Origin of the sequence: Marinomonas polaris DSM 16579, assembly GCF_900129155.1 — a bacterium.
GTDB classification, from domain to species: Bacteria; Pseudomonadota; Gammaproteobacteria; order Pseudomonadales; family Marinomonadaceae; genus Marinomonas; species Marinomonas polaris.
The window spans coordinates 42,029-60,067 of record NZ_FQVF01000019.1; the positions used below are offsets into that span (position 1 = coordinate 42,029).

Below are 18,039 nucleotides of genomic sequence, written 5' to 3' on the forward strand. Positions count from 1 at the left end.
TTTCTTTTTAGTGAATATTGAATTGTTTTTTGGGTTGATTATTTATTAAAAAAAACAATTTAAACTACTCACATCTTTGAATCTCATAAAGGAACGCAAGAATGAAAGTAATTACTATCAGTGCATTAATGCTCGTATCAAGCCTAACAATGGCAGCGGATTACAAAATTGATCCTGCCCATTCAGGGGTAGTGTTTAAAGTCGGACATTTGGGTGTTAGTACAACTGTTGGCCGCTTTAATGAATTCGAAGGTGGCTTCGTATACGCAGAAGACGGTAAATCAGGTAGTGCATCCCTAACTATCAAAGCGGATAGCATCGATACCAACCACGATGCTCGTGACAAACATCTTCGTAGCCCTGATTTTTTAGATGTTAAGCAATTTCCAACATTGACATTTAAAAGCACTAAATTTGAAGGTGACACTTTAACTGGTGACTTAACAATACATGGCGTGACAAAACCAGTTAGCTTTGACGTTAAAAAAATCGGTGAAGGCAAAGATCCTTGGGGCGGCTACCGCGCAGGTTTTGAAGCAAAAACCGTTATTCAACGCAGTGACTTTGGTGTGACTTACTTTATTCCTGGCGTAACAGATACAACTGAAATTGAAGTTTACGTAGAAGGCATTCGCCAGTAATCAATTTAAAAAAAGCACCAAGGAAAGCGATCATGTACGAAGAAGCCAGCAACTCTACTATTTTAATGCTATTACATACGGCAGTTTACCCCTTTCTCGCCGCACTAATAGTCAGCATTGTTGCTGGCAAACTGTTACGTGCATCGTCTTATCTTGGTTACCTTGGCGGTTTTATTGTCGGACTCGGCCTGATACATTCAGGCTTGAGTTTCCCTCCAAACCAAGCGATAGATTATTACAGCGTAACAACGTTAATTGGCATAGCATCAGTACTTTGCTTAACTTTAATTAACTCACTAACACTTCGTTTCAGTGCTAGCTTTGTGCTATTTGGACTGTCATTTTATTTCTTACTTAACCCTGTACTAAAGCACTCAGGGCTTGTTATTAGCCTTAGCTGGGCATTCAGTTGCGCAATTGTCACACTGATATATCACCTTCTCATCCAAGAGAAAGTACAAGAAACGGTTAAATTTAAAACAAACAATGAGCGCAGTATCTCCCCACTGCTTTTACCAATAGGATTGATGATTACTGCTGGCGCGGCGGCACCTGTTATATCAATTGGAGGAAGCCTACTAATAGGACAGTTATTAGGAGCTTTAGGAGCTGCATTATTTGGTGATGTGGCTGTTAGTTACTTTATAAAAGCGACCAAAAGCCACTCAGCTATTCCTGCATTCTTAATATTAGGCGGACTAATTACACAAAGCCACGTTCTCGCAGACATTCCGTTAAACGTTATGCTCATGCTTGTTGCAAGCTGCTTTGTAACGCCATTAGCTACTGCACTAGGAAACAAATTAAGTAATAAACAAAGTACTTTTATCATTATTGGCCAGACAATCGTCAGCATCCTAATCAGCGGGCTAAGCTTATGGCTGGTTTGGCCAGAAAGCAGCTTATATTGATTAAAGACTTAATCTTTAAAGATTGATCTAGAAGATCGCCATAACGGTAATATAATCGCCGCTATGGCGCAGCTAACCGCGCCATATGACAACAAATACAAGACGTCAGATTCACTAAGATGAAGATTAATAAATACAAAAATATAATTAGGTACAACAATAAATAACCATATCCCCATAACTAAAAAAAAGCGCCCAAATCCAGACAACCCTTTAACTTTAACCAAAAGCCAAGCAGTAAAATACAAATACACAAAAGTAGAAAATGCGAACAATAAAACCATTCCAACGGTAGGTTGTTTAGCCATATCCTCCAAGGCTGTGCGCCCTAAAAATGAAAAGGGTGTAGAAGCATACCAGATCCCCCCAACAACCATTTGAAAGATAAAAACCAATACGACCGCTTTATGATTTATTTTGTACACATCACCCCCCTATTTTGTCTATTTAGCCCAACGAAAAGCCGCCTACTAACTAGCTTGATATAACTCTTTAACTAAACTTCGCAATTTTGATCGCCACGGACGCTGCTTTATTCCAAAGTGATTAAATATCTTTCGACAAGACAATGATTGCCGTTGCATAGCTGAGGTTTCTTGCACTTCTGGAAACGAATCACCAATAGCCTCAACTTCTACTTGCGCCTTCGGATCGAACTGACTAGACGTAGCCAAAATAGCCTCAACTAAACGAATCCAACTAATCTCCTCAGCACAACAATAATGGTAAACACCTTTATTTTGAGCTCCGTAATGCCCTTGATTCACAATAGACAAAATAACTCGAACTAAGTCTGATACCGGTGTTGGGCTACCAATCAAGTCGTCTTTATAAGCAAGATTAACACCGTCTTGAATCAAACCAAGCGTCCTACAAACAAAGTCATCACCTTTACCACTGAATAACCAACCAGTTCGCAATACAATATTTTCAGGATTACTAAGCACAATAGACTCAGCTGCAATCAAAGCCTTTGCATAAGATTCAGTACTATCTGGAACCTCTGTTTCAGCATATGGCACATCTTTATTGCCAGAAAATACCCTAGCACTACTAATCATGATTAATGTCGTGTTCGCCTGTTCACTCAAATACCGCAAAGTGGACTGGAATTTTCCATAATCATTTTGCAGTGCATAACGTAAGCTTAACGCATCAATTATCACGTCAAACTGCATCGCATCTAATTCAGCTCTTCTTGCAATATCAAGTAATAACGACTCTTCTGGACACAACCATTCAAATTCATTTTTTCCTTCAGAGAGAAGCAATAAAGACGAACCTACTTCTGTACCACTTCCTAAAAGGAGAATACGAATCGGGGCATTAATATTTTGTGTATTATTCAAAGCAAGTCCTCATTCCACCTAGGAAAAACCCTCAGTAGATTATCATATGTCTGCACTGCTATATGCTCTTCACTCTCTTCTCTTATCATCGCAACACATTGTGCAATAAGTGGAATAGAGAGTGGGGTATTATTTTTACCTTGAAAACCATGAAGTGGCATATCAGGCGAGTCTGTTTCAAGAATAAACGCTTTATCACTAAGCGATGCCAATACTCGATGAGCTTTGTGTGCTCTCGGATACGTTACCGTGCCACCAATTCCCAACACAAAACCCAAATCTATAAATCGTTTAGCTTGCTCAATACTTCCATTAAAAGCATGAACAACACCACCGTCATTAAAACCAGTTTCCCGTAGGCATTTAAAAACCAAATCATAACTTTTTCTGGCATGCAAAATAACAGGCAATTTCAATGATTTAGCAATCTTTAGCTGACGAGAGAAAAAATCTAACTGAATCCTCATATCGACAGCATTTGGCCAACAATCTAACCCTATTTCACCCACAGCAACCACACGAGGTGTATCACATTGCTCAGCAAGAAAATCGATCTGATCTAAAGAAGCCTCTGCCAAAAAATATGGGTGTAAGCCATAAGCAGCACGCCACTCAGGATAACGCTTAATTAATGTTGCTAACTTAGGCCAACTGACAAAAGTAGTCGCAGGCACTAAAAAGCCAGCCACCTTATTTTCCAAACAGGACAGCATTAACGAATCACGTTGCTCGTCGAACACATCAAAATCTAAATGACAATGGCTATCAATAAACATACACAAAAGATTACATTATTTAGACACTAAGTGTTAGCGCATAAATCACTAAAAACAAAAAAGCCGTGCAAAATGCACGGCTTTTTGAGAGGTTCTATAAAATCAGCTTAAAGCGATGGACCAGCCTTAACAATAGCATCAGATACAGTATCGAATTTCTTAAAGTTCTCAACAAATTGATTGATCAGATTTTTCGCTTGCGCTTCATAAGCAGCCTGATCAGCCCATGTTTTACGAGGGTTCAATAAAACATTATCAACACCAGGAACCTGAGTAGGAACATCTAGGTTAACATCTGCCAAATGCTCGGTTTCTACATCAGCCAACACGCCAGATTGAATAGCTGAAATTACCGCACGAGTCGTTGGGATACTAAAGCGTTTACCGCCTTGACCATGAGCACCACCAGTCCACCCAGTGTTAACTAGATAAACTTTACTACCAAACTCTTCAATACGCTTGATCAAAAGATCAGCATACACATCAGCAGAGCGTGGGAAGAAAGGTGCACCGAAACAAGTCGAGAAGGTTGATTTAATACCAGTACCTGCACCCATTTCCGTTGAACCAACCAACGCAGTGTAACCACTCAAAAAGTGATACGCCGCAGCTTCTTTCGTCAGAATAGAAACTGGAGGAAGAACACCAGTCAAATCACACGTTAAGAAGATAATGGCATTTGGCTCACCAGCACGATTACCCGCAGCACGTTTTTCAATATGCTCACGAGGGTAACCAGCACGACCGTTCTGAGTCAAAGACGTATCTGCGTAATCAGCAATACGTGTTTCAGGATCCAAAACGACGTTTTCAACAATAGTACCAAATTTGATTGCATCCCAAATGATCGGTTCATTCTTTTGAGAAAGATCGATAGTTTTTGCGTAGCAACCGCCTTCAATATTGAAAACAGTATCTTTACCCCAACCGTGTTCATCATCACCAATCAAAAAGCGCTCAGGATCAGCAGACAAAGTTGTTTTACCAGTACCAGACAAACCAAAGAACAAAGTCACATCATCTTCTGTACCGACGTTAGCAGCACAATGCATTGGTAATACATCATGAGCTGGCAATAAGTAGTTCTGTACAGAGAACATCGCTTTTTTCATTTCGCCAGCGTAACGCATACCAGCTATAAGCACTTTACGCTCAGCAAAGTTTAGAATCACGCAACCATCGGAGTTAGTGCCATCGCGCTCAGGCTCACAAACAAAGTTTGGCGCATTAAGAATCTGCCACTCACCTTTGCTTGATGGATTATATACATCAGGACGAATAAACAGGTTGCGACCAAACAACTGATGCCAAGCGGTTTCAGTACGCATAATCACAGGCAAATAATACTCATCTCCCGCACCGACATGAATGTTAGATACAAACGACTCTTGACCATCAAGATACGCAGCAACTCGGTCCCAAAGCGGAGCAAATTTTGCTTCGGAAAACGGGCGATTAACAGGGCCCCAGTGAATGCTATCTTTGCTGGATGCTTCCTCTACGATGAAACGATCCATAGGAGAACGACCAGTACGAGCACCTGTTTCAACAACAAGCGCACCGTTATCGGCAAGAACACCTTCGCCATTTTGCAGAGCTTTTTCAACCAACTGCGGCGTAGTTAAATTTTTATGTATGTTAGTTACGTCTGATGCGGAGTTCATGTTACTAAATCCTCTGAACTAAAAAGATTGTCTGGTCATTCTTGTTATTATGCGAAGTTTTTTCTGTGAAAAGGATAGTAACAAAACAATCTAAAAAAAAATATTGTTATAACAATATGTTATTTTATTACCATTTTGAAACTTTCCAATATTACATAAGACATTGATATGTATTGATTTTTATAAAAATCAATCTTAAATAACTCATTTTCAACACTAGGTTATACTACTCAATACCATTTTTTTTGTAGTTTTCTTTCTTTTTTGTAGGCTTTCTACCAAATGGAAAACTTATTACCAATTAAGAAAACAACAAAAAAGACTTATCAACTCGCCACAATTCCCAACTAAAAAGCCATCAAGAATGTAAGGTTTCTACTAAAAAACATCAAAAAAACACAATTATTTGAATTTTTATTACCTCTAGTATGTCCTGAATCATAGCGCTTCATGGTAAGATTCTTTCTTCAATTTCCCCCCAATTGTTCAAAAGGTTGATCGATATTTATGTTAAAAACGAATCAGAACTGCAATATTGGATTTGTCGGCCTGGGTGTCATGGGTAAAAACTTGGCCTTAAATTTAGCTGACCATGGCTACCGAGTTGCAGGTTTTGATCTTGACGCGCATAAAGTACAAGACGTTTTAGACACCGAAAAGGCAGAACGCCCGGATCCATCAGCAGAAGCACGAATCGTTGGCTGCTCCAACATGGAAGACATGCTAGCAAACTTAGTAAAACCTCGTGTGATCGTTGTCTTAGTTCCTGCAGGAAGCCCTGTAGATGCAGTATGCAACAGTTTAATTGAAGCTGGTCTAGAAGCAGACGATATCGTCGTAGACTGCGGAAACAGTCAGTGGACAGATACCATTCGCCGTGAAGCAGAGTACAAAGAAAAATTCAAATTCTTTGGTACCGCGGTATCTGGTGGCGAAGTGGGTGCGCGTTTTGGTCCATCTCTTATGCCTGGTGGCGACGCAGACTCTTGGAAATATCTACAACCAATGTGGGAAGCCGTTGCTGCTAAAGTAGACGAGAATGGCAAACCTATCGAGAGCAATACACCTGGCAAGCCTGTTACTGAAGGCGAACCTTGTACCGCTTACCTTGGGCCAAATGGCGCAGGTCATTACGTAAAAATGGTTCATAACGGTATTGAATATGCTGACATGCAGCTTATTTGTGAAGCTTACCACCTACTACGCTCTTTGCTTGGTTACGAACCTGAAGAAATTGGTAAGTTGTTTGAGAAATGGAACCAAGGCGTTTTAAACAGCTACCTTGTTGAAATCTCTGCAGACATCCTTCAACAATACGACCACAAAACAGGCGCTCCGCTAGTTGATATGATCCTAGACAGCGCAGGCCAGAAAGGCACAGGTCGATGGACATCTATCAGCGCAACACAAATGGGCGTTCCAGCTGGCATTATCAGCGAATCCGTTTATGCTCGCGCACTAAGCACACTGACAGGCGAACGAGAGCTTGCTGCAAGCAAACTTGTTGCTGATGTAGAAAGTGGCGAGATTGAAGCCGAAGAAGTAGAGAAAGCAATCGAAGAAGCGCTTTACTGTGCAAAAATTTGTGCTTACGCCCAAGGCTTCCAGTTAATGCGTGCAGCTGAAAAAGAATACGATTGGAAATTCAACTTCAGTGATATTGCGAAAATCTGGCGCGGTGGCTGTATCATTCGAGCATCTTTCCTACAGAAGATCGCCGATGCGTTTATCGAAAACCCAGCACTTGAAAACCTATTGCTAAGCGATTACTTCGCTGATGCCATGGCGAGCAAGCAAACAGGTCTTCGTAAAGCCGTTGTTCTTGCCGCACAATCAGGTATTCCGACGCCATCTTTCTTCTCTGCGTTAGCTTACTTCGATGGCTATCGCTCTGAAGTTTTGCCTGCTAACTTGCTACAAGCGCAACGCGATTACTTCGGTGCTCACACGTATGAACGCGTAGACGCAGAGCCAGGTCAAAAATTCCATACTTACTGGCAAGAAGAAGGTCGTCCAGAGCGTAAAGCTTAAGACCAACTTCTAGCTAAAAGAAACGCTGACTTAGCAATAAGTCAGCGTTTCTTTGTTTCAACTTAAGATGCTTAATTTTATTAAAGGTCTTTACCTTTATATAATGACGTATTAAGCACTAGTCATTACTTCATTTTCTTTTCCATCGAAGTCAACATCCCTCTCAGCATACCCACTTCTTGCTGATCCAATCGAGAACGCTGAAACAAACGACGAAAACGCGTCATCACTTGCATTGGCATTTCAGGATCAAGAAACTCTGTCTTAACTAAGACTTTCTCTAAATGCTCAAGCAAATAATCAATTTGCTCAACATTTGCTGCTGGCACATCCCATTTACTCGCGACCACAGGCGCATCTTTCATCAATAACGTCTTCATGCGTAGCTCATACGCTATAACCTGCACCGCTGCACCCAAGTTCAAGGAACTAAAGGTCTCAACAGAAGGAATGTGCACATGGTAATTACAGCGCTGTAGTTCTTCATTAGTTAGCCCTCGGTCTTCTCGACCAAACACAAACGCAGTGACCAAGCCTTCATCAAACACTAAGTCCGCAGCTTGCCTTGGATCTACCAAAGGCCAAGGAATATTACGTTCGCGAGCACTGGTACCGATGACTAGCTGACAGCCTGCCAAAGCTTCTTCTAAAGTATCGACAACAACAGCGTTATCTAAAATATCAGTCGCGCCAGAGGCACGACTTACCGCTTCATCACTAGGATATTCCTTAGGTGCAACTAGATACAGATCAGCTAACCCCATGTTTTTCATTGCACGAGCAGCGCCACCAATGTTGCCAGGGTGCGATGTATTAACAAGGACAATTCTTACTTTATTTTGCATTTTATGAGGTACCAATAGTAGCTGTCAGATAATACCGCGCATCTTAACAGATATTTATCATAAAGCCGCAAACCGATCAGTTTTTAACCAACATTTCACTAGTAAAAAGTGTGCTGTTACGCTAGAATTCGCGCTCTTATTTATAGGCGCTCGGTTTTATTACGCTCTTTCTTTAAAGAGACTCACCTTTGTGAGGCAATTGATAAAACGGAGACCGCTCGCTCTTTAACACTTTATTTGGCAACTTATCGTCTTATAGGCGGTATATGCATTTTAATGACGGAATAATTGACGGTAAATTATGCAACCTAGAATCAATGTCGCACTTAAAGCAGCTCGTGCCGCTGCAGAATATATAGTTCACTCGCAAGAGAAACTACTTTTTGACAAAGAACAAGGCCAATCCGCTGAACAGGTTTATCAAACTGTTTGCTCTGGCGCAGAACGCAGCATTGTTTACCACCTAGAAAAAGCCTACCCAGCTGACACCATTACAACTCGCCTTCAAGGCACAGTACAAAATGGCAATGAAGGCGAATGGATCATTGATGCAATACAAGGACAGCATATATTCTCACGCGGCCTAACAGGCAACGTTATTACGATGAGCTACCTAGTTGCCGGTAAAGTGGAGCACGCTCTTGTGCTAAATCCTCACACCAAAGACGAGTTTTACGCTAGTAAAGGCCGTGGTGCTTACCTGAACAACTCTCGAATCCGTAGCAGCGCTGCACGTACATTAGAAAACGTTACTGTAGCAGCACAATTCCCTGCAACTGATCGTCTTATGCCTTACCTATCTGGTCAATTCGCTGTGCTAACTGAAATTGCAGAGCAAGGCGCTCGTGCAGTTATGCAAGATTGCCCAGCCTTGATGCTTGCTAACGTTGCTGCTGGCCGTCTGGATGCCGCTTGGGGTATTAAACTTCAAGATTGGGAAATGCAAGCACCGCTATTTATTGCGAAAGAAGCTGGTTGTTTATTCGCTGGTTTTGATGGCTCACCAAGTCTAGAAAAAGGCGATGTACTTTGCGCAGCACCACGTTTGTTTAAAGTATTGTTACCAACGCTGAACAAACACCTAAACTAAGAATTAAACTTGGTTTAAGAAGATAGATACAAAAAAGGCTCTTTTCAGCGATGAAAAGAGCCTTTTTTATTTATCACATACTTTCAATAATTAATGCTTATGATGACTGTGTTCATGATGATGGTGATGTAAATCCTCTTCATCATGGTGATGGTGGTGCCCATCACTAGAGCCATCTTCGCCTGGATAGTACAAACCTATATCCTGACGAATCTCATCTAGCGTTGCTATCAGCTCTAAACTGTTCTGCCAACTATGATTAGGGCTTTGAATCAACCCCTCTTCAAGACAACGGTTCACTTCATCCACTTCAAACTGATAGCCATTTCCTGGGAAATCAAACTCCACAGCACGCTCTTTATTATCCGCACTAACAACACGGCAAGATTTGGCTTTGAACCATTCAGAGTCGATTTCAATATAACCCTTAGAGCCAGATAACATGGCACGATTCGGATTACATGAAATCAAAGACGCATCCAAAGAAGCAAGCTGTCCACTCTCCCAGCCCAATAGAATTTGCTCGAACAAATCCACGTCTGTGTCGCCAATTACCGCTTGGTTCTGCACAAAATCAGGTTTACCAAAAAACAACTGCGCTAAAAATACCGGATAAATACCAATATCTAATAAAGCGCCACCACCAAGCTCAAGATTCATCAAACGATGATTCGGGTCTGTAGGCCCGACAAAATTGAAGCTTGCTTGAATACTGTTTAGATCGCCAATTTCGCCTTCTTCAACCCACTCTACAACTTGCTCTATAACTGGATTAAAACGTGTCCACATGGCTTCCATAACAAACACGTTATGCTCTAAGGCTAAGTCGTAAAGCTCTTTAGATTGCGCTTGATTGATGGTGAAAGGTTTTTCACACAATACGGCCTTGCCCGCCAAGATGCAGGCTTTAGTAAGGTCGTAGTGATACACGTGAGGCGTTGCGATGTAGATAACATCTACTTCATGACTATTAATCAGTGAAAAGTAATCAATGAATGCCAATTCAATATCAAACTCGGCTGCAAATGCATCGGCCGAGGCCTTGTCACGAGAAGCAACCGCACGAAGTTCGCCCGCTTTGACATGACAAAAATCACTGGCAAATAAATGCGCGATTTGACCTGTACCAATAATACCCCAGCGTACCTTCTTCATAGGATTCTCCCCATAGACTTAATCAAAGCATTAACGCCAACAACTTATTAGTGTTAAAAATAGCGACACTAAAAAACGCACGTAAGAGACCTTTACACGACGTTACGAGCGAAACCAAGACGAGGCAAAAATAGACGAGAAAGCAGATTTTATGAGTTATAAATGAGCATTTCGAGTCTGTTTTTAACAAAGTATTGGCAAGCACAGTAGTCGTGCAAATATCTCGCTAAGTTTGACGTCAAAGAAGACTATAGTCCACTGGCATTTTCAAGTTCTTGAATGCGTTCATTTAATTTTTCAACTTGTGCTTCTAGCTCTTTAACTTTGGCTTCAAGTTGTTGCGTGTATTCATCGCTTGTATCAGAAGAAAAAGAGACCGCGGGTCGATCTGATTCGGAACAGAAACACTCTTGGTAACGCTGCTCGCGCTTACCCGGCTCTCTTGGTAACAGGCAAACATAAGGGCCGCCAGTTTTCGTCTGTAGCGACTGCAAAGCCAATTCAACTTCATCGCGTGATTGAAAGCTATGCAGACGACCACTGCGTGAGCGAAGCTCTCCTGGCGTTTGAGCACCACGTACAAACATCAGGCAGATAATAGCCGTTTCCGCTGGCGACAATTGCAAATCGGAAAACTCCGTATTACAAAACCTGTGCTGATATTTGCTAACGCGACTGTGGGATGCATTGATTTCAGTCACCAAGCCACGCCCAACCAAAGCATCAACCGCGTCTTGAACTTCAAGCTCTGACAACTGAGTCACAGGCTCACGATTGGACTTTTGATTACAGGCATTAACAAGGGCATTCAAACTAAGAGGATATTGATCTGGCGTGGTAATCTCTTTCTCCATAAGACAACCAATAACACGCATTTCGATAAAATTTACTTCGTGATAACTCATAGTTTTTCCTAACTGCTTCTTCAATTCGTCTTTAACGAAGCCTTCTTAATAACTTAAAAGGCATCACCAATACTTCCTTTAACGATCTTGGTTGATACGTCACCGTACCAGGCAATCCAATTTTTAAATGTTCATCTCCCTCTAATGCATCATTTCTTTTAGTCTTAAAAAACGCATCCCAAATACTCAGGAAAAAACCGTAATTACTGTTCGCTTCCAGACTTACCCTTGAATGATGTATGCGATGCATATCTGGAGTGACTACCAGCTTCTTGACCCATGTTTCGATATTAACAGGCAATCTTGCATTAGTGTGGTTAAACATAGCAGATGCATTCAATAATATATCAAACACCAACACAGCCTCCACAGGAATACCTAATAACCAAACGGCTAAAGCCTTAATAAAAAGAGACAATATAATTTCGATAGGATGAAAACGTACCGCAGAACTCACATCTAACTCAGGATCAGAATGGTGAACTTGGTGAATACGCCATAAGAAAGGAACACGATGAAATAGTCTATGTTGCCAATAAATAAGGCAATCTAGTAATAAAATACTCAGCAAAAAAACCGCCCAGAAAGGCAAACTCAAGACCGAGAACAAACCAAAATTTTGACTAAATATTGCGACGATAGACAGTAATAACGGCTGAATAACTCGAACGCTAATCGCTCCAATGACTAACAAAGAAAAGTTATGACGCCAACGTTGCCGCCACTGCAAAAGCGCCCCTCTGGGCCAATTCCATTGCCAAAAAATCAGCGAGCTAAAGACCAGAACAAAAACACCTATACGAACAGTGAAATCTATCATTTAGCAGACAGCCTAAATTGAAAAAATCATATATATCAAATAATAATATATATCTCTGTTATTGAACCAGTTCAGGTGGTTCTCTATGGTTCAGTAAAAAATGGACTTTAATTTGTCCAAGAAGTTCCATAAAAACATTCAGATTAATCTCATCTAAACGATGAATAATAAGGCAATCGTCACCAAATTGAGCATGAGGCAAACGGCTTGCAAAAGAGTGCAGCACACTCAAATCGGAAAAATACACACACAAATGATCTTCACGCGCTGCCACACCATAAATCCAGCTGGCATTTTGCTGAAAATAAGGAATACCCAAGTCACTTGCCAACTCAGCCTCAGGCGCAATTAACGCCATCATTTGAATTATTTCCAGCAAATCTTCCCTCATAGCGAGTGGCGTTTGCTGGACATAACGACTAACAAAATCATTCGATACTAACGTCAACATAAGAACTGCTCCTTTAGATACATAGTAAACAGAGCTCGATCTCACTGACTTGATAGATATTAAAACGAAAAATCACATAAACTTATGCTTTATCAACGCCTCTTCAATACGAGTCATCGCTTGGTCGAGAATAAATTGGGGACAACCAAAGTTTAGGCGAACATAGTTAGGATTGCCAAAATCTTTACCATCAGAAACACCAACGCCTGCATCCACAAAAAATTGATACGGGTTATCAAGAGACAAGGCAGAAACGTCGATCCAAGCAAGATACGTCGCCTCTAAATGCACCATTTCAAGGGGTGTTGCAGCAATCCTTTTGGCTAATAAATCTCGGTTGCTTTTCAAATACACTAATAGCTCTTTATGCCACTCTTGGCCTTCTTCATAAGCTGCAATAGTAGCCGCTAAACTTAACATATTAGGTGACGGTATTAAGCCTGCTCTTTCTTGATTAAATGCTTGACGTAATTTGGCATTTTCAATAACAGCAAAAGCATAACCTAGCCCCGCAATGTTAAAGGTTTTACTCGGCGCCATTAAGGTAATAGTTCGATTGGCTGCGTCGTCATTCAAACTGGCAAATGGCACATGAGGTAAATCGTCTAAAATCAAATCACAGTGAATTTCATCACTAACAACGACCAGATCATACTTTTCAGCCAATGCATGAATGCTTAACAACTCTTCTTTGGTATAGACGGTTCCACCCGGATTGTGAGGGTTACATAGAAGAATCATCTTGCTTTTTGGATTAGCGCAAGCTACTTCAAATTGCGCCATATCGGGCACCCAGCGGCCATTTTGAATGACAATATCCACATTTAATAAATCACGTCCTGATGCTAATGGAGCTTTGGTCAAATGATAATAGACCGGACCAGGAACTACGATGCCATCCCCTTCGTTTGAGAAGACACGAACACTCAAATGCAAGGCACAAACTAGCCCAGGTAAATGCACCAAATGCGCACCAGAAACATCCCAATCATAGCGAGTAGACAAGTGTGACTTAATCGCTTTAACTAAGGCTTTTGGCGTATGGGTATAACCGTAAACGCCTTCATTAACTCGTTGATTTAAAGCTTTTTTAATGCAATCTGGCGAATCAAAATCCATGTCTGCTATCCACATAGGAATAACACTTCCAGGGTATTTAGACCACTTATCGCTGCTCATATTTGATCTGTCTATTAGAGTATCAAATACCGAAAAAGAGACATCCATTAAATAACACTCCAATCTTTGATTTAGCTTTATAATTAACACAACTCTGGCCGAAAACTCCAGCCATAATAGTCGCTAAGGAAAATGAAAAAGAGCAAGGTTGTGATAGCCTTTTAAGTAAGATATAAGCAAAAAAATCCTCATTTCTTATCTTAAACCGACACAATAGTTCTCAAAAAAGACCAAAAAAAATTTAAAAAGCCAATTAACCCTTAAAAATCATATAGTTAAATTACTTAGAGAACTAAGTTTTTGATTTGTCAAGGGTTGACCTAAATTGCACAATCAGCCTAGTATAGTTTTCATTAAACGGCTGTTTAATAAAAAAGGATCCAGAATGCCAAAAGTTGGAATGCCTGAAATACGTAAACCTCAGCTTATCGAGGCCGCAATAAAAGCCATAGACAAATACGGTTTTGCGGGGGCAACAGTCAGTGTTATTGGTAAAAAAGCTGGCGTATCTCCAGCCATCATAAACCACTACTTTGGTGGCAAAAATGGCTTATATGAAGCAACTATGAGAAGCCTGATTCGTGAATTTTTTGAAGTTTTATCCAAAGAAGTCATAAAAACGAAAAATAAATCAGCTAAACATAAAGTAATGGCCATCGTAAAAGCCAGTTTTAGCCAATCCCAAACACATCCCCAAGTCGTCAAAGCTTGGATGGGATTTTGGGCATCAGCCATGCATACGCCCTCTTTGTATCGATTACAAAATGTCTACTCTAAGCGCTTAAAAACATCGCTGGTGTGTGTACTAAAAGAAGAATTTGAGATTGAAAAAGCCCGTAGTATCGCGCTCACCGTCGCAGCGCTTATCGATGGTATGTGGCTACGCGGATCATTAGCAGGCGGCATCAACAAAAAAGAGTCTGCGCAGCAAATACAAGATTACTTGGATCTCGTGTTTCAGGATCGAACCTAAACACACCAAGAAACAGAATCATCAACATATATTATTTTTTTAGGTAGCCGACGAAATACGCTGCCAACGTTTTAGGAGTTCACGTTCAGTGCCAGCACTCGGCACTGTATTCGCTCATAGATTTTGAGTTCAATAGAAAAGAGGTTAAGGGTATGTTAAATAAGGCAAAGAAGACCGCAATAGCCGTTAGTATGGCGAGTGTTTCAGGACTAACTATGGCAGCAGATTGTTCAATGGTCCGCTTTTCAGATGTAGGCTGGACAGATATCACCGCCACCACTGCAGTAACAAGCGAAATCGTCGAAGGTCTAGGCTACGAAACCAAAACACAATTGTTATCTGTTCCTGTTACTTACACTTCGCTAGCAAATGGCGATATAGATGTCTTTCTAGGCAACTGGATGCCGACCATGCAGGCAGACATCGATCCTTACCTAAAAGCAGGCACTGTTGAAGATCTTGGTGCAAACCTAGTCGGTGCAAAATACACACTAGCGGTTAGTAAAGACGCCTTTGATGCTGGTGTCACAGACTTTTCAGACATTGCAAAACACCGTAAAGAATTTGCCGGTCGCATTTACGGTATCGAGCCTGGCAATGACGGCAACCGCATTATCCAAGACATGATTGATTCGAATGCCTTTGATCTTGGCAACTTCCAATTAGTTGAATCCAGCGAAGCTGGCATGTTATCTCAAGTTAGCCGTAATACCCGCCGCAACAAATGGATTGCCTTCCTAGGTTGGGCACCTCATCCAATGAACGCCAACTTTAAAATGGAGTACCTTTCTGGCGGAGACGATTACTTCGGCCCTAACTACGGTGGTGCCGACGTACACACCAACGTTCGTAAAGGCTACATCCAACAATGCCCTAACGTTGGCAAGCTCATCACAAACCTAAAATTCTCTTTGCCGATGGAAAACCAAATCATGGGTGCCATTCTTGATGAAGGCAAAAAACCAAATATCGCAGCAAAAGAATGGCTAAAAGCGAACCCTGAAGTTCTAGATGCTTGGCTTAAAGGTGTAACCTCTAAATCTGGTGATAACGGCCTAAGCGCTGTGAAATCACACCTAGGTCTGTAATACATCATTTGCACATCACAGCTCCCTTAACAACACACCGTTGAGGGAGCATCATCGAACTATCGGGAGAACACATATATGAATTGGCTGACGGATAATAAAATCCCTCTTGGCGCTTGGATGGAAAACTTTGTCGATTGGCTGGTTACTGCGGCTTCCGGTTTTTTTGATCTAGTCTCTATAACATTAGAAACAATGATAGTTACAATGGTCGACGCGATTGATTCCATTCATCCGTTCGCTGTTATTGCCATTATTTTAGTTGGTGTTTGGTTCCTACATCGCAGCATTGGCTTACTTATTTTTATAACCCTGTCCCTATTACTGATTATTAATATGGGTTATTGGGTGGAAACTATCCAAACCCTAGTGCTTGTCGTATCGGCAACAGCAATAAGTGTATTAATTGGTGTTCCTATTGGCATTGCGGCCGCTCATCGGCCATGGCTATACACCATGTTGCGTCCAATTTTGGATTTGATGCAGACCATTCCAACCTTTGTTTATCTTATTCCAACGCTCATTCTATTTGGTCTAGGTTACGTACCAGGTTTGATATCGACCATTATCTTTGCTATTGCCGCGCCAATTCGCTTGACCTACTTAGGCGTTAGCAAGGTGCCCAATGAGCTTATCGAAGCCGGCTTAGCCTTCGGTTGCACAAAATCAAAATTGCTATACAAAGTTGAATTGCCAGCTGCCATGCCAAACATCATGGCAGGGGTCACACAATGTATTATGTTGTCTTTGTCCATGGTGGTTGTCGCAGCCTTGGTTGGAGCGGATGGCTTAGGGAAACCAGTTATCAGAGCACTAAATACGGTAAACATTTCCCAAGGGTTTGAAGCAGGTGTTGCCATTGTATTGGTTGCCATCATGCTAGACCGTATTTGTAAGTCGCCATCATCTAAGAACGCGGGGTAATTTATGTCTGTTGTAACAATTGAAAACGTCGACATTGTCTTCGGTGACAATAAAGCAAAAACACTCCCTCTTATGGACAAAGGTCATACTCGTGATCAAATCCTTGGTATGACTGGCGACGTAGTTGGTGTGCAGAACGCCAACATTGAAGTCAACGAAGGTGAAATCTGCGTATTAATGGGACTATCTGGGTCTGGCAAATCGACCCTACTACGCGCCGTCAACGGTTTGAATAAAATCGCCCGTGGCCGCTGTCTTGTAAGAGATGGCGACAAGATGGTCGATATGGCCAAATGTGACGACGCAACACTACGTCACATGCGTACTCGTCGCGTATCAATGGTGTTTCAAAGCTTTGCCTTAATGCCTTGGTTAACCGTACTTGAAAATGTCGCCTTTGGTTTAGAAATGCAAGGCATGCCAAAAGCCGAGCGTCTTAAAAAAGCACGCGAGCAACTAAAAATGGTCAGCCTAGACAAATGGGCGAATAAAAAGCCTGACGAATTGTCTGGTGGTATGCGCCAGCGTGTAGGTTTGGCAAGAGCTTTTGCCATGGACACAGACGTCTTGCTAATGGACGAACCTTTCTCAGCGCTCGATCCATTAATCCGTTCACAACTGCAAGACGAACTTATTGAGCTGCAAAGACGCTTAAATAAAACCATTATTTTCGTTAGTCACGATTTAGATGAAGCACTGAAAATCGGCACCAAGATTGCGATCATGGAATCTGCGAGAATCATTCAGGAAGACGCTCCTGAGCAAATCGTCCTAAATCCTGCTACGGAGTACGTAGAGAAGTTCGTTGCTCACACCAACCCTCTGAACGTACTACGTGGCAGCTCGCTAATGACACCATTGAATGAATTGGCAGTAAAAGACGACCATATTGTTATCAATGACGACATTAGAATGAAACTTGAAAACGGCAAACTGATTTCTGTGCAAGGGCCAAGAGGCGACATTCCAACGGCTCGCTGGACACCAGAAACCATCTTTGCCAACGTGCCTGATAACACTGTCTTTATCGTGCCTGCCAACATCGCCATGCGCGATGCTGTAGAGCTGCGCTATCACTCCAACCACTTCATGGTGCTGGAAGAAGCGGGTAAATCCGTCGGCATCCTCAACGACCATAACTTTTACCACGCTCTACTCGGTAAACACTTTGGACGCGAAGAAGCCGCGGCTTAGCGATTTTCTTTAGATAAGACCAAATAGAGAGATAAGCCCAAAT

At 41.7% G+C, this 18,039-nt stretch carries 18 protein-coding genes; 8 read left to right on the forward strand and 10 right to left on the reverse strand.

Going from position 1 to position 18,039, the window contains the following annotated elements; translation table 11 throughout:
* Window positions 1–101 precede the first annotated feature (101 nt).
* Complete coding sequence (locus tag BUA59_RS18130; RefSeq protein ID WP_072841083.1) at window positions 102–641, forward strand: YceI family protein; 540 nt, start codon at window positions 102–104, stop codon at window positions 639–641.
* 32 nt (window positions 642–673) lie between these two features.
* Entirely contained in the window at window positions 674–1,552 is an 879-nt protein-coding gene (locus tag BUA59_RS18135; protein ID WP_072841084.1) for a hypothetical protein, read from the forward strand.
* Window positions 1,553–1,560: 8 nt separating this feature from the next.
* On the opposite strand, the gene BUA59_RS18140 is transcribed toward BUA59_RS18135, so the two are convergent.
* The 4 genes from BUA59_RS18140 to BUA59_RS18155 form a co-directional block, all read right to left on the reverse strand.
* A complete protein-coding gene (locus BUA59_RS18140) occupies window positions 1,561–1,977 on the reverse strand; it encodes a hypothetical protein (RefSeq protein WP_072841085.1) in 417 nt (138 codons plus the stop codon).
* A gap of 45 nt (window positions 1,978–2,022) precedes the next feature.
* Complete coding sequence (locus BUA59_RS18145) at window positions 2,023–2,901, reverse strand: SDR family oxidoreductase (protein WP_072841086.1); 879 nt, start codon at window positions 2,899–2,901, stop codon at window positions 2,023–2,025.
* On the reverse strand, window positions 2,898–3,677 hold the full coding sequence (locus BUA59_RS18150) for a TatD family hydrolase (RefSeq protein ID WP_072841087.1): 780 nt from the start codon (window positions 3,675–3,677) through the stop codon (window positions 2,898–2,900). Before BUA59_RS18150 ends, BUA59_RS18145 begins: the two co-directional genes overlap by 4 nt.
* A 107-nt stretch (window positions 3,678–3,784) precedes the next feature.
* Window positions 3,785–5,341, reverse strand: a complete 1,557-nt coding sequence (locus BUA59_RS18155; protein WP_072841088.1) for a phosphoenolpyruvate carboxykinase — start codon at window positions 5,339–5,341, stop codon at window positions 3,785–3,787.
* Between the two features lie 507 nt (window positions 5,342–5,848).
* Between BUA59_RS18155 and gndA the strand changes: the two genes are divergently transcribed.
* On the forward strand, window positions 5,849–7,372 hold the full coding sequence (gene gndA / locus BUA59_RS18160; protein ID WP_072841089.1) for an NADP-dependent phosphogluconate dehydrogenase: 1,524 nt from the start codon (window positions 5,849–5,851) through the stop codon (window positions 7,370–7,372).
* A 125-nt stretch (window positions 7,373–7,497) separates the two neighbouring features.
* Here the strand turns inward: gndA and BUA59_RS18165 are convergent, their stop codons facing one another.
* Entirely contained in the window at window positions 7,498–8,217 is a 720-nt protein-coding gene (locus BUA59_RS18165; RefSeq protein ID WP_072841090.1) for an RNA methyltransferase, read from the reverse strand.
* A 301-nt stretch (window positions 8,218–8,518) separates the two neighbouring features.
* Here BUA59_RS18165 and BUA59_RS18170 point away from each other — a divergent pair, with 301 nt between their 5' ends.
* Complete coding sequence (locus BUA59_RS18170; RefSeq protein WP_072841091.1) at window positions 8,519–9,307, forward strand: inositol monophosphatase family protein; 789 nt, start codon at window positions 8,519–8,521, stop codon at window positions 9,305–9,307.
* Window positions 9,308–9,397: 90 nt separating this feature from the next.
* Here the strand turns inward: BUA59_RS18170 and BUA59_RS18175 are convergent, their stop codons facing one another.
* From BUA59_RS18175 to BUA59_RS18195, 5 genes are all read right to left on the reverse strand, one after another.
* Window positions 9,398–10,462 (reverse strand): Gfo/Idh/MocA family protein, encoded by a 1,065-nt coding sequence (locus tag BUA59_RS18175; RefSeq protein ID WP_072841092.1) that lies wholly within the window; start codon window positions 10,460–10,462, stop codon window positions 9,398–9,400.
* A gap of 248 nt (window positions 10,463–10,710) precedes the next feature.
* Window positions 10,711–11,367 carry a YceH family protein gene (locus tag BUA59_RS18180; protein WP_072841093.1) on the reverse strand — a complete coding sequence of 219 codons (657 nt, stop codon included), beginning with the start codon at window positions 11,365–11,367 and terminating at the stop codon, window positions 10,711–10,713.
* Window positions 11,368–11,398: 31 nt separating this feature from the next.
* A complete protein-coding gene (locus BUA59_RS18185) occupies window positions 11,399–12,187 on the reverse strand; it encodes a sterol desaturase family protein (protein WP_072841094.1) in 789 nt (262 codons plus the stop codon).
* A 58-nt stretch (window positions 12,188–12,245) separates the two neighbouring features.
* On the reverse strand, window positions 12,246–12,638 hold the full coding sequence (locus BUA59_RS18190) for a DUF1801 domain-containing protein (RefSeq protein ID WP_072841095.1): 393 nt from the start codon (window positions 12,636–12,638) through the stop codon (window positions 12,246–12,248).
* Between the two features lie 72 nt (window positions 12,639–12,710).
* A complete protein-coding gene (locus BUA59_RS18195) occupies window positions 12,711–13,865 on the reverse strand; it encodes a MalY/PatB family protein (RefSeq protein ID WP_072841096.1) in 1,155 nt (384 codons plus the stop codon).
* Window positions 13,866–14,202: 337 nt separating this feature from the next.
* Between BUA59_RS18195 and betI the strand changes: the two genes are divergently transcribed.
* The 4 genes from betI (at window position 14,203) to choV (ending at window position 17,996) form a co-directional block, all read left to right on the forward strand.
* Window positions 14,203–14,790: a transcriptional regulator BetI gene (betI, locus tag BUA59_RS18200; protein ID WP_072841097.1), complete on the forward strand. Its 588-nt coding sequence runs from the start codon at window positions 14,203–14,205 to the stop codon at window positions 14,788–14,790.
* A 152-nt stretch (window positions 14,791–14,942) separates the two neighbouring features.
* A complete protein-coding gene (locus tag BUA59_RS18205) occupies window positions 14,943–15,878 on the forward strand; it encodes a choline ABC transporter substrate-binding protein (RefSeq protein ID WP_072841098.1) in 936 nt (311 codons plus the stop codon).
* A gap of 78 nt (window positions 15,879–15,956) precedes the next feature.
* Window positions 15,957–16,802: a choline ABC transporter permease subunit gene (choW, locus tag BUA59_RS18210; protein ID WP_072841099.1), complete on the forward strand. Its 846-nt coding sequence runs from the start codon at window positions 15,957–15,959 to the stop codon at window positions 16,800–16,802.
* A gap of 3 nt (window positions 16,803–16,805) precedes the next feature.
* Complete coding sequence (gene choV, locus BUA59_RS18215) at window positions 16,806–17,996, forward strand: choline ABC transporter ATP-binding protein (protein ID WP_072841100.1); 1,191 nt, start codon at window positions 16,806–16,808, stop codon at window positions 17,994–17,996.
* Window positions 17,997–18,039 lie beyond the last annotated feature (43 nt).

Excerpts from the sequence above, each read along its gene's own strand:
- BUA59_RS18130 (WP_072841083.1), top strand. The coding sequence starts at position 102 with ATGAAAGTAATTACTATCAGTGCATTAATGCTCGTATCAAGCCTAACA.
- BUA59_RS18135 (WP_072841084.1), top strand. The coding sequence starts at position 674 with ATGTACGAAGAAGCCAGCAACTCTACTATTTTAATGCTATTACATACG.
- BUA59_RS18150 (WP_072841087.1), bottom strand. The coding sequence starts at position 3,677 with ATGTTTATTGATAGCCATTGTCATTTAGATTTTGATGTGTTCGACGAG.
- BUA59_RS18155 (WP_072841088.1), bottom strand. The coding sequence starts at position 5,341 with ATGAACTCCGCATCAGACGTAACTAACATACATAAAAATTTAACTACG.
- gndA (WP_072841089.1), top strand. The coding sequence starts at position 5,849 with ATGTTAAAAACGAATCAGAACTGCAATATTGGATTTGTCGGCCTGGGT.
- BUA59_RS18165 (WP_072841090.1), bottom strand. The coding sequence starts at position 8,217 with ATGCAAAATAAAGTAAGAATTGTCCTTGTTAATACATCGCACCCTGGC.
- BUA59_RS18170 (WP_072841091.1), top strand. The coding sequence starts at position 8,519 with ATGCAACCTAGAATCAATGTCGCACTTAAAGCAGCTCGTGCCGCTGCA.
- BUA59_RS18175 (WP_072841092.1), bottom strand. The coding sequence starts at position 10,462 with ATGAAGAAGGTACGCTGGGGTATTATTGGTACAGGTCAAATCGCGCAT.
- BUA59_RS18180 (WP_072841093.1), bottom strand. The coding sequence starts at position 11,367 with ATGAGTTATCACGAAGTAAATTTTATCGAAATGCGTGTTATTGGTTGT.
- BUA59_RS18185 (WP_072841094.1), bottom strand. The coding sequence starts at position 12,187 with ATGATAGATTTCACTGTTCGTATAGGTGTTTTTGTTCTGGTCTTTAGC.
- BUA59_RS18190 (WP_072841095.1), bottom strand. The coding sequence starts at position 12,638 with ATGTTGACGTTAGTATCGAATGATTTTGTTAGTCGTTATGTCCAGCAA.
- BUA59_RS18195 (WP_072841096.1), bottom strand. The coding sequence starts at position 13,865 with ATGGATGTCTCTTTTTCGGTATTTGATACTCTAATAGACAGATCAAAT.
- betI (WP_072841097.1), top strand. The coding sequence starts at position 14,203 with ATGCCAAAAGTTGGAATGCCTGAAATACGTAAACCTCAGCTTATCGAG.
- BUA59_RS18205 (WP_072841098.1), top strand. The coding sequence starts at position 14,943 with ATGTTAAATAAGGCAAAGAAGACCGCAATAGCCGTTAGTATGGCGAGT.
- choW (WP_072841099.1), top strand. The coding sequence starts at position 15,957 with ATGAATTGGCTGACGGATAATAAAATCCCTCTTGGCGCTTGGATGGAA.
- choV (WP_072841100.1), top strand. The coding sequence starts at position 16,806 with ATGTCTGTTGTAACAATTGAAAACGTCGACATTGTCTTCGGTGACAAT.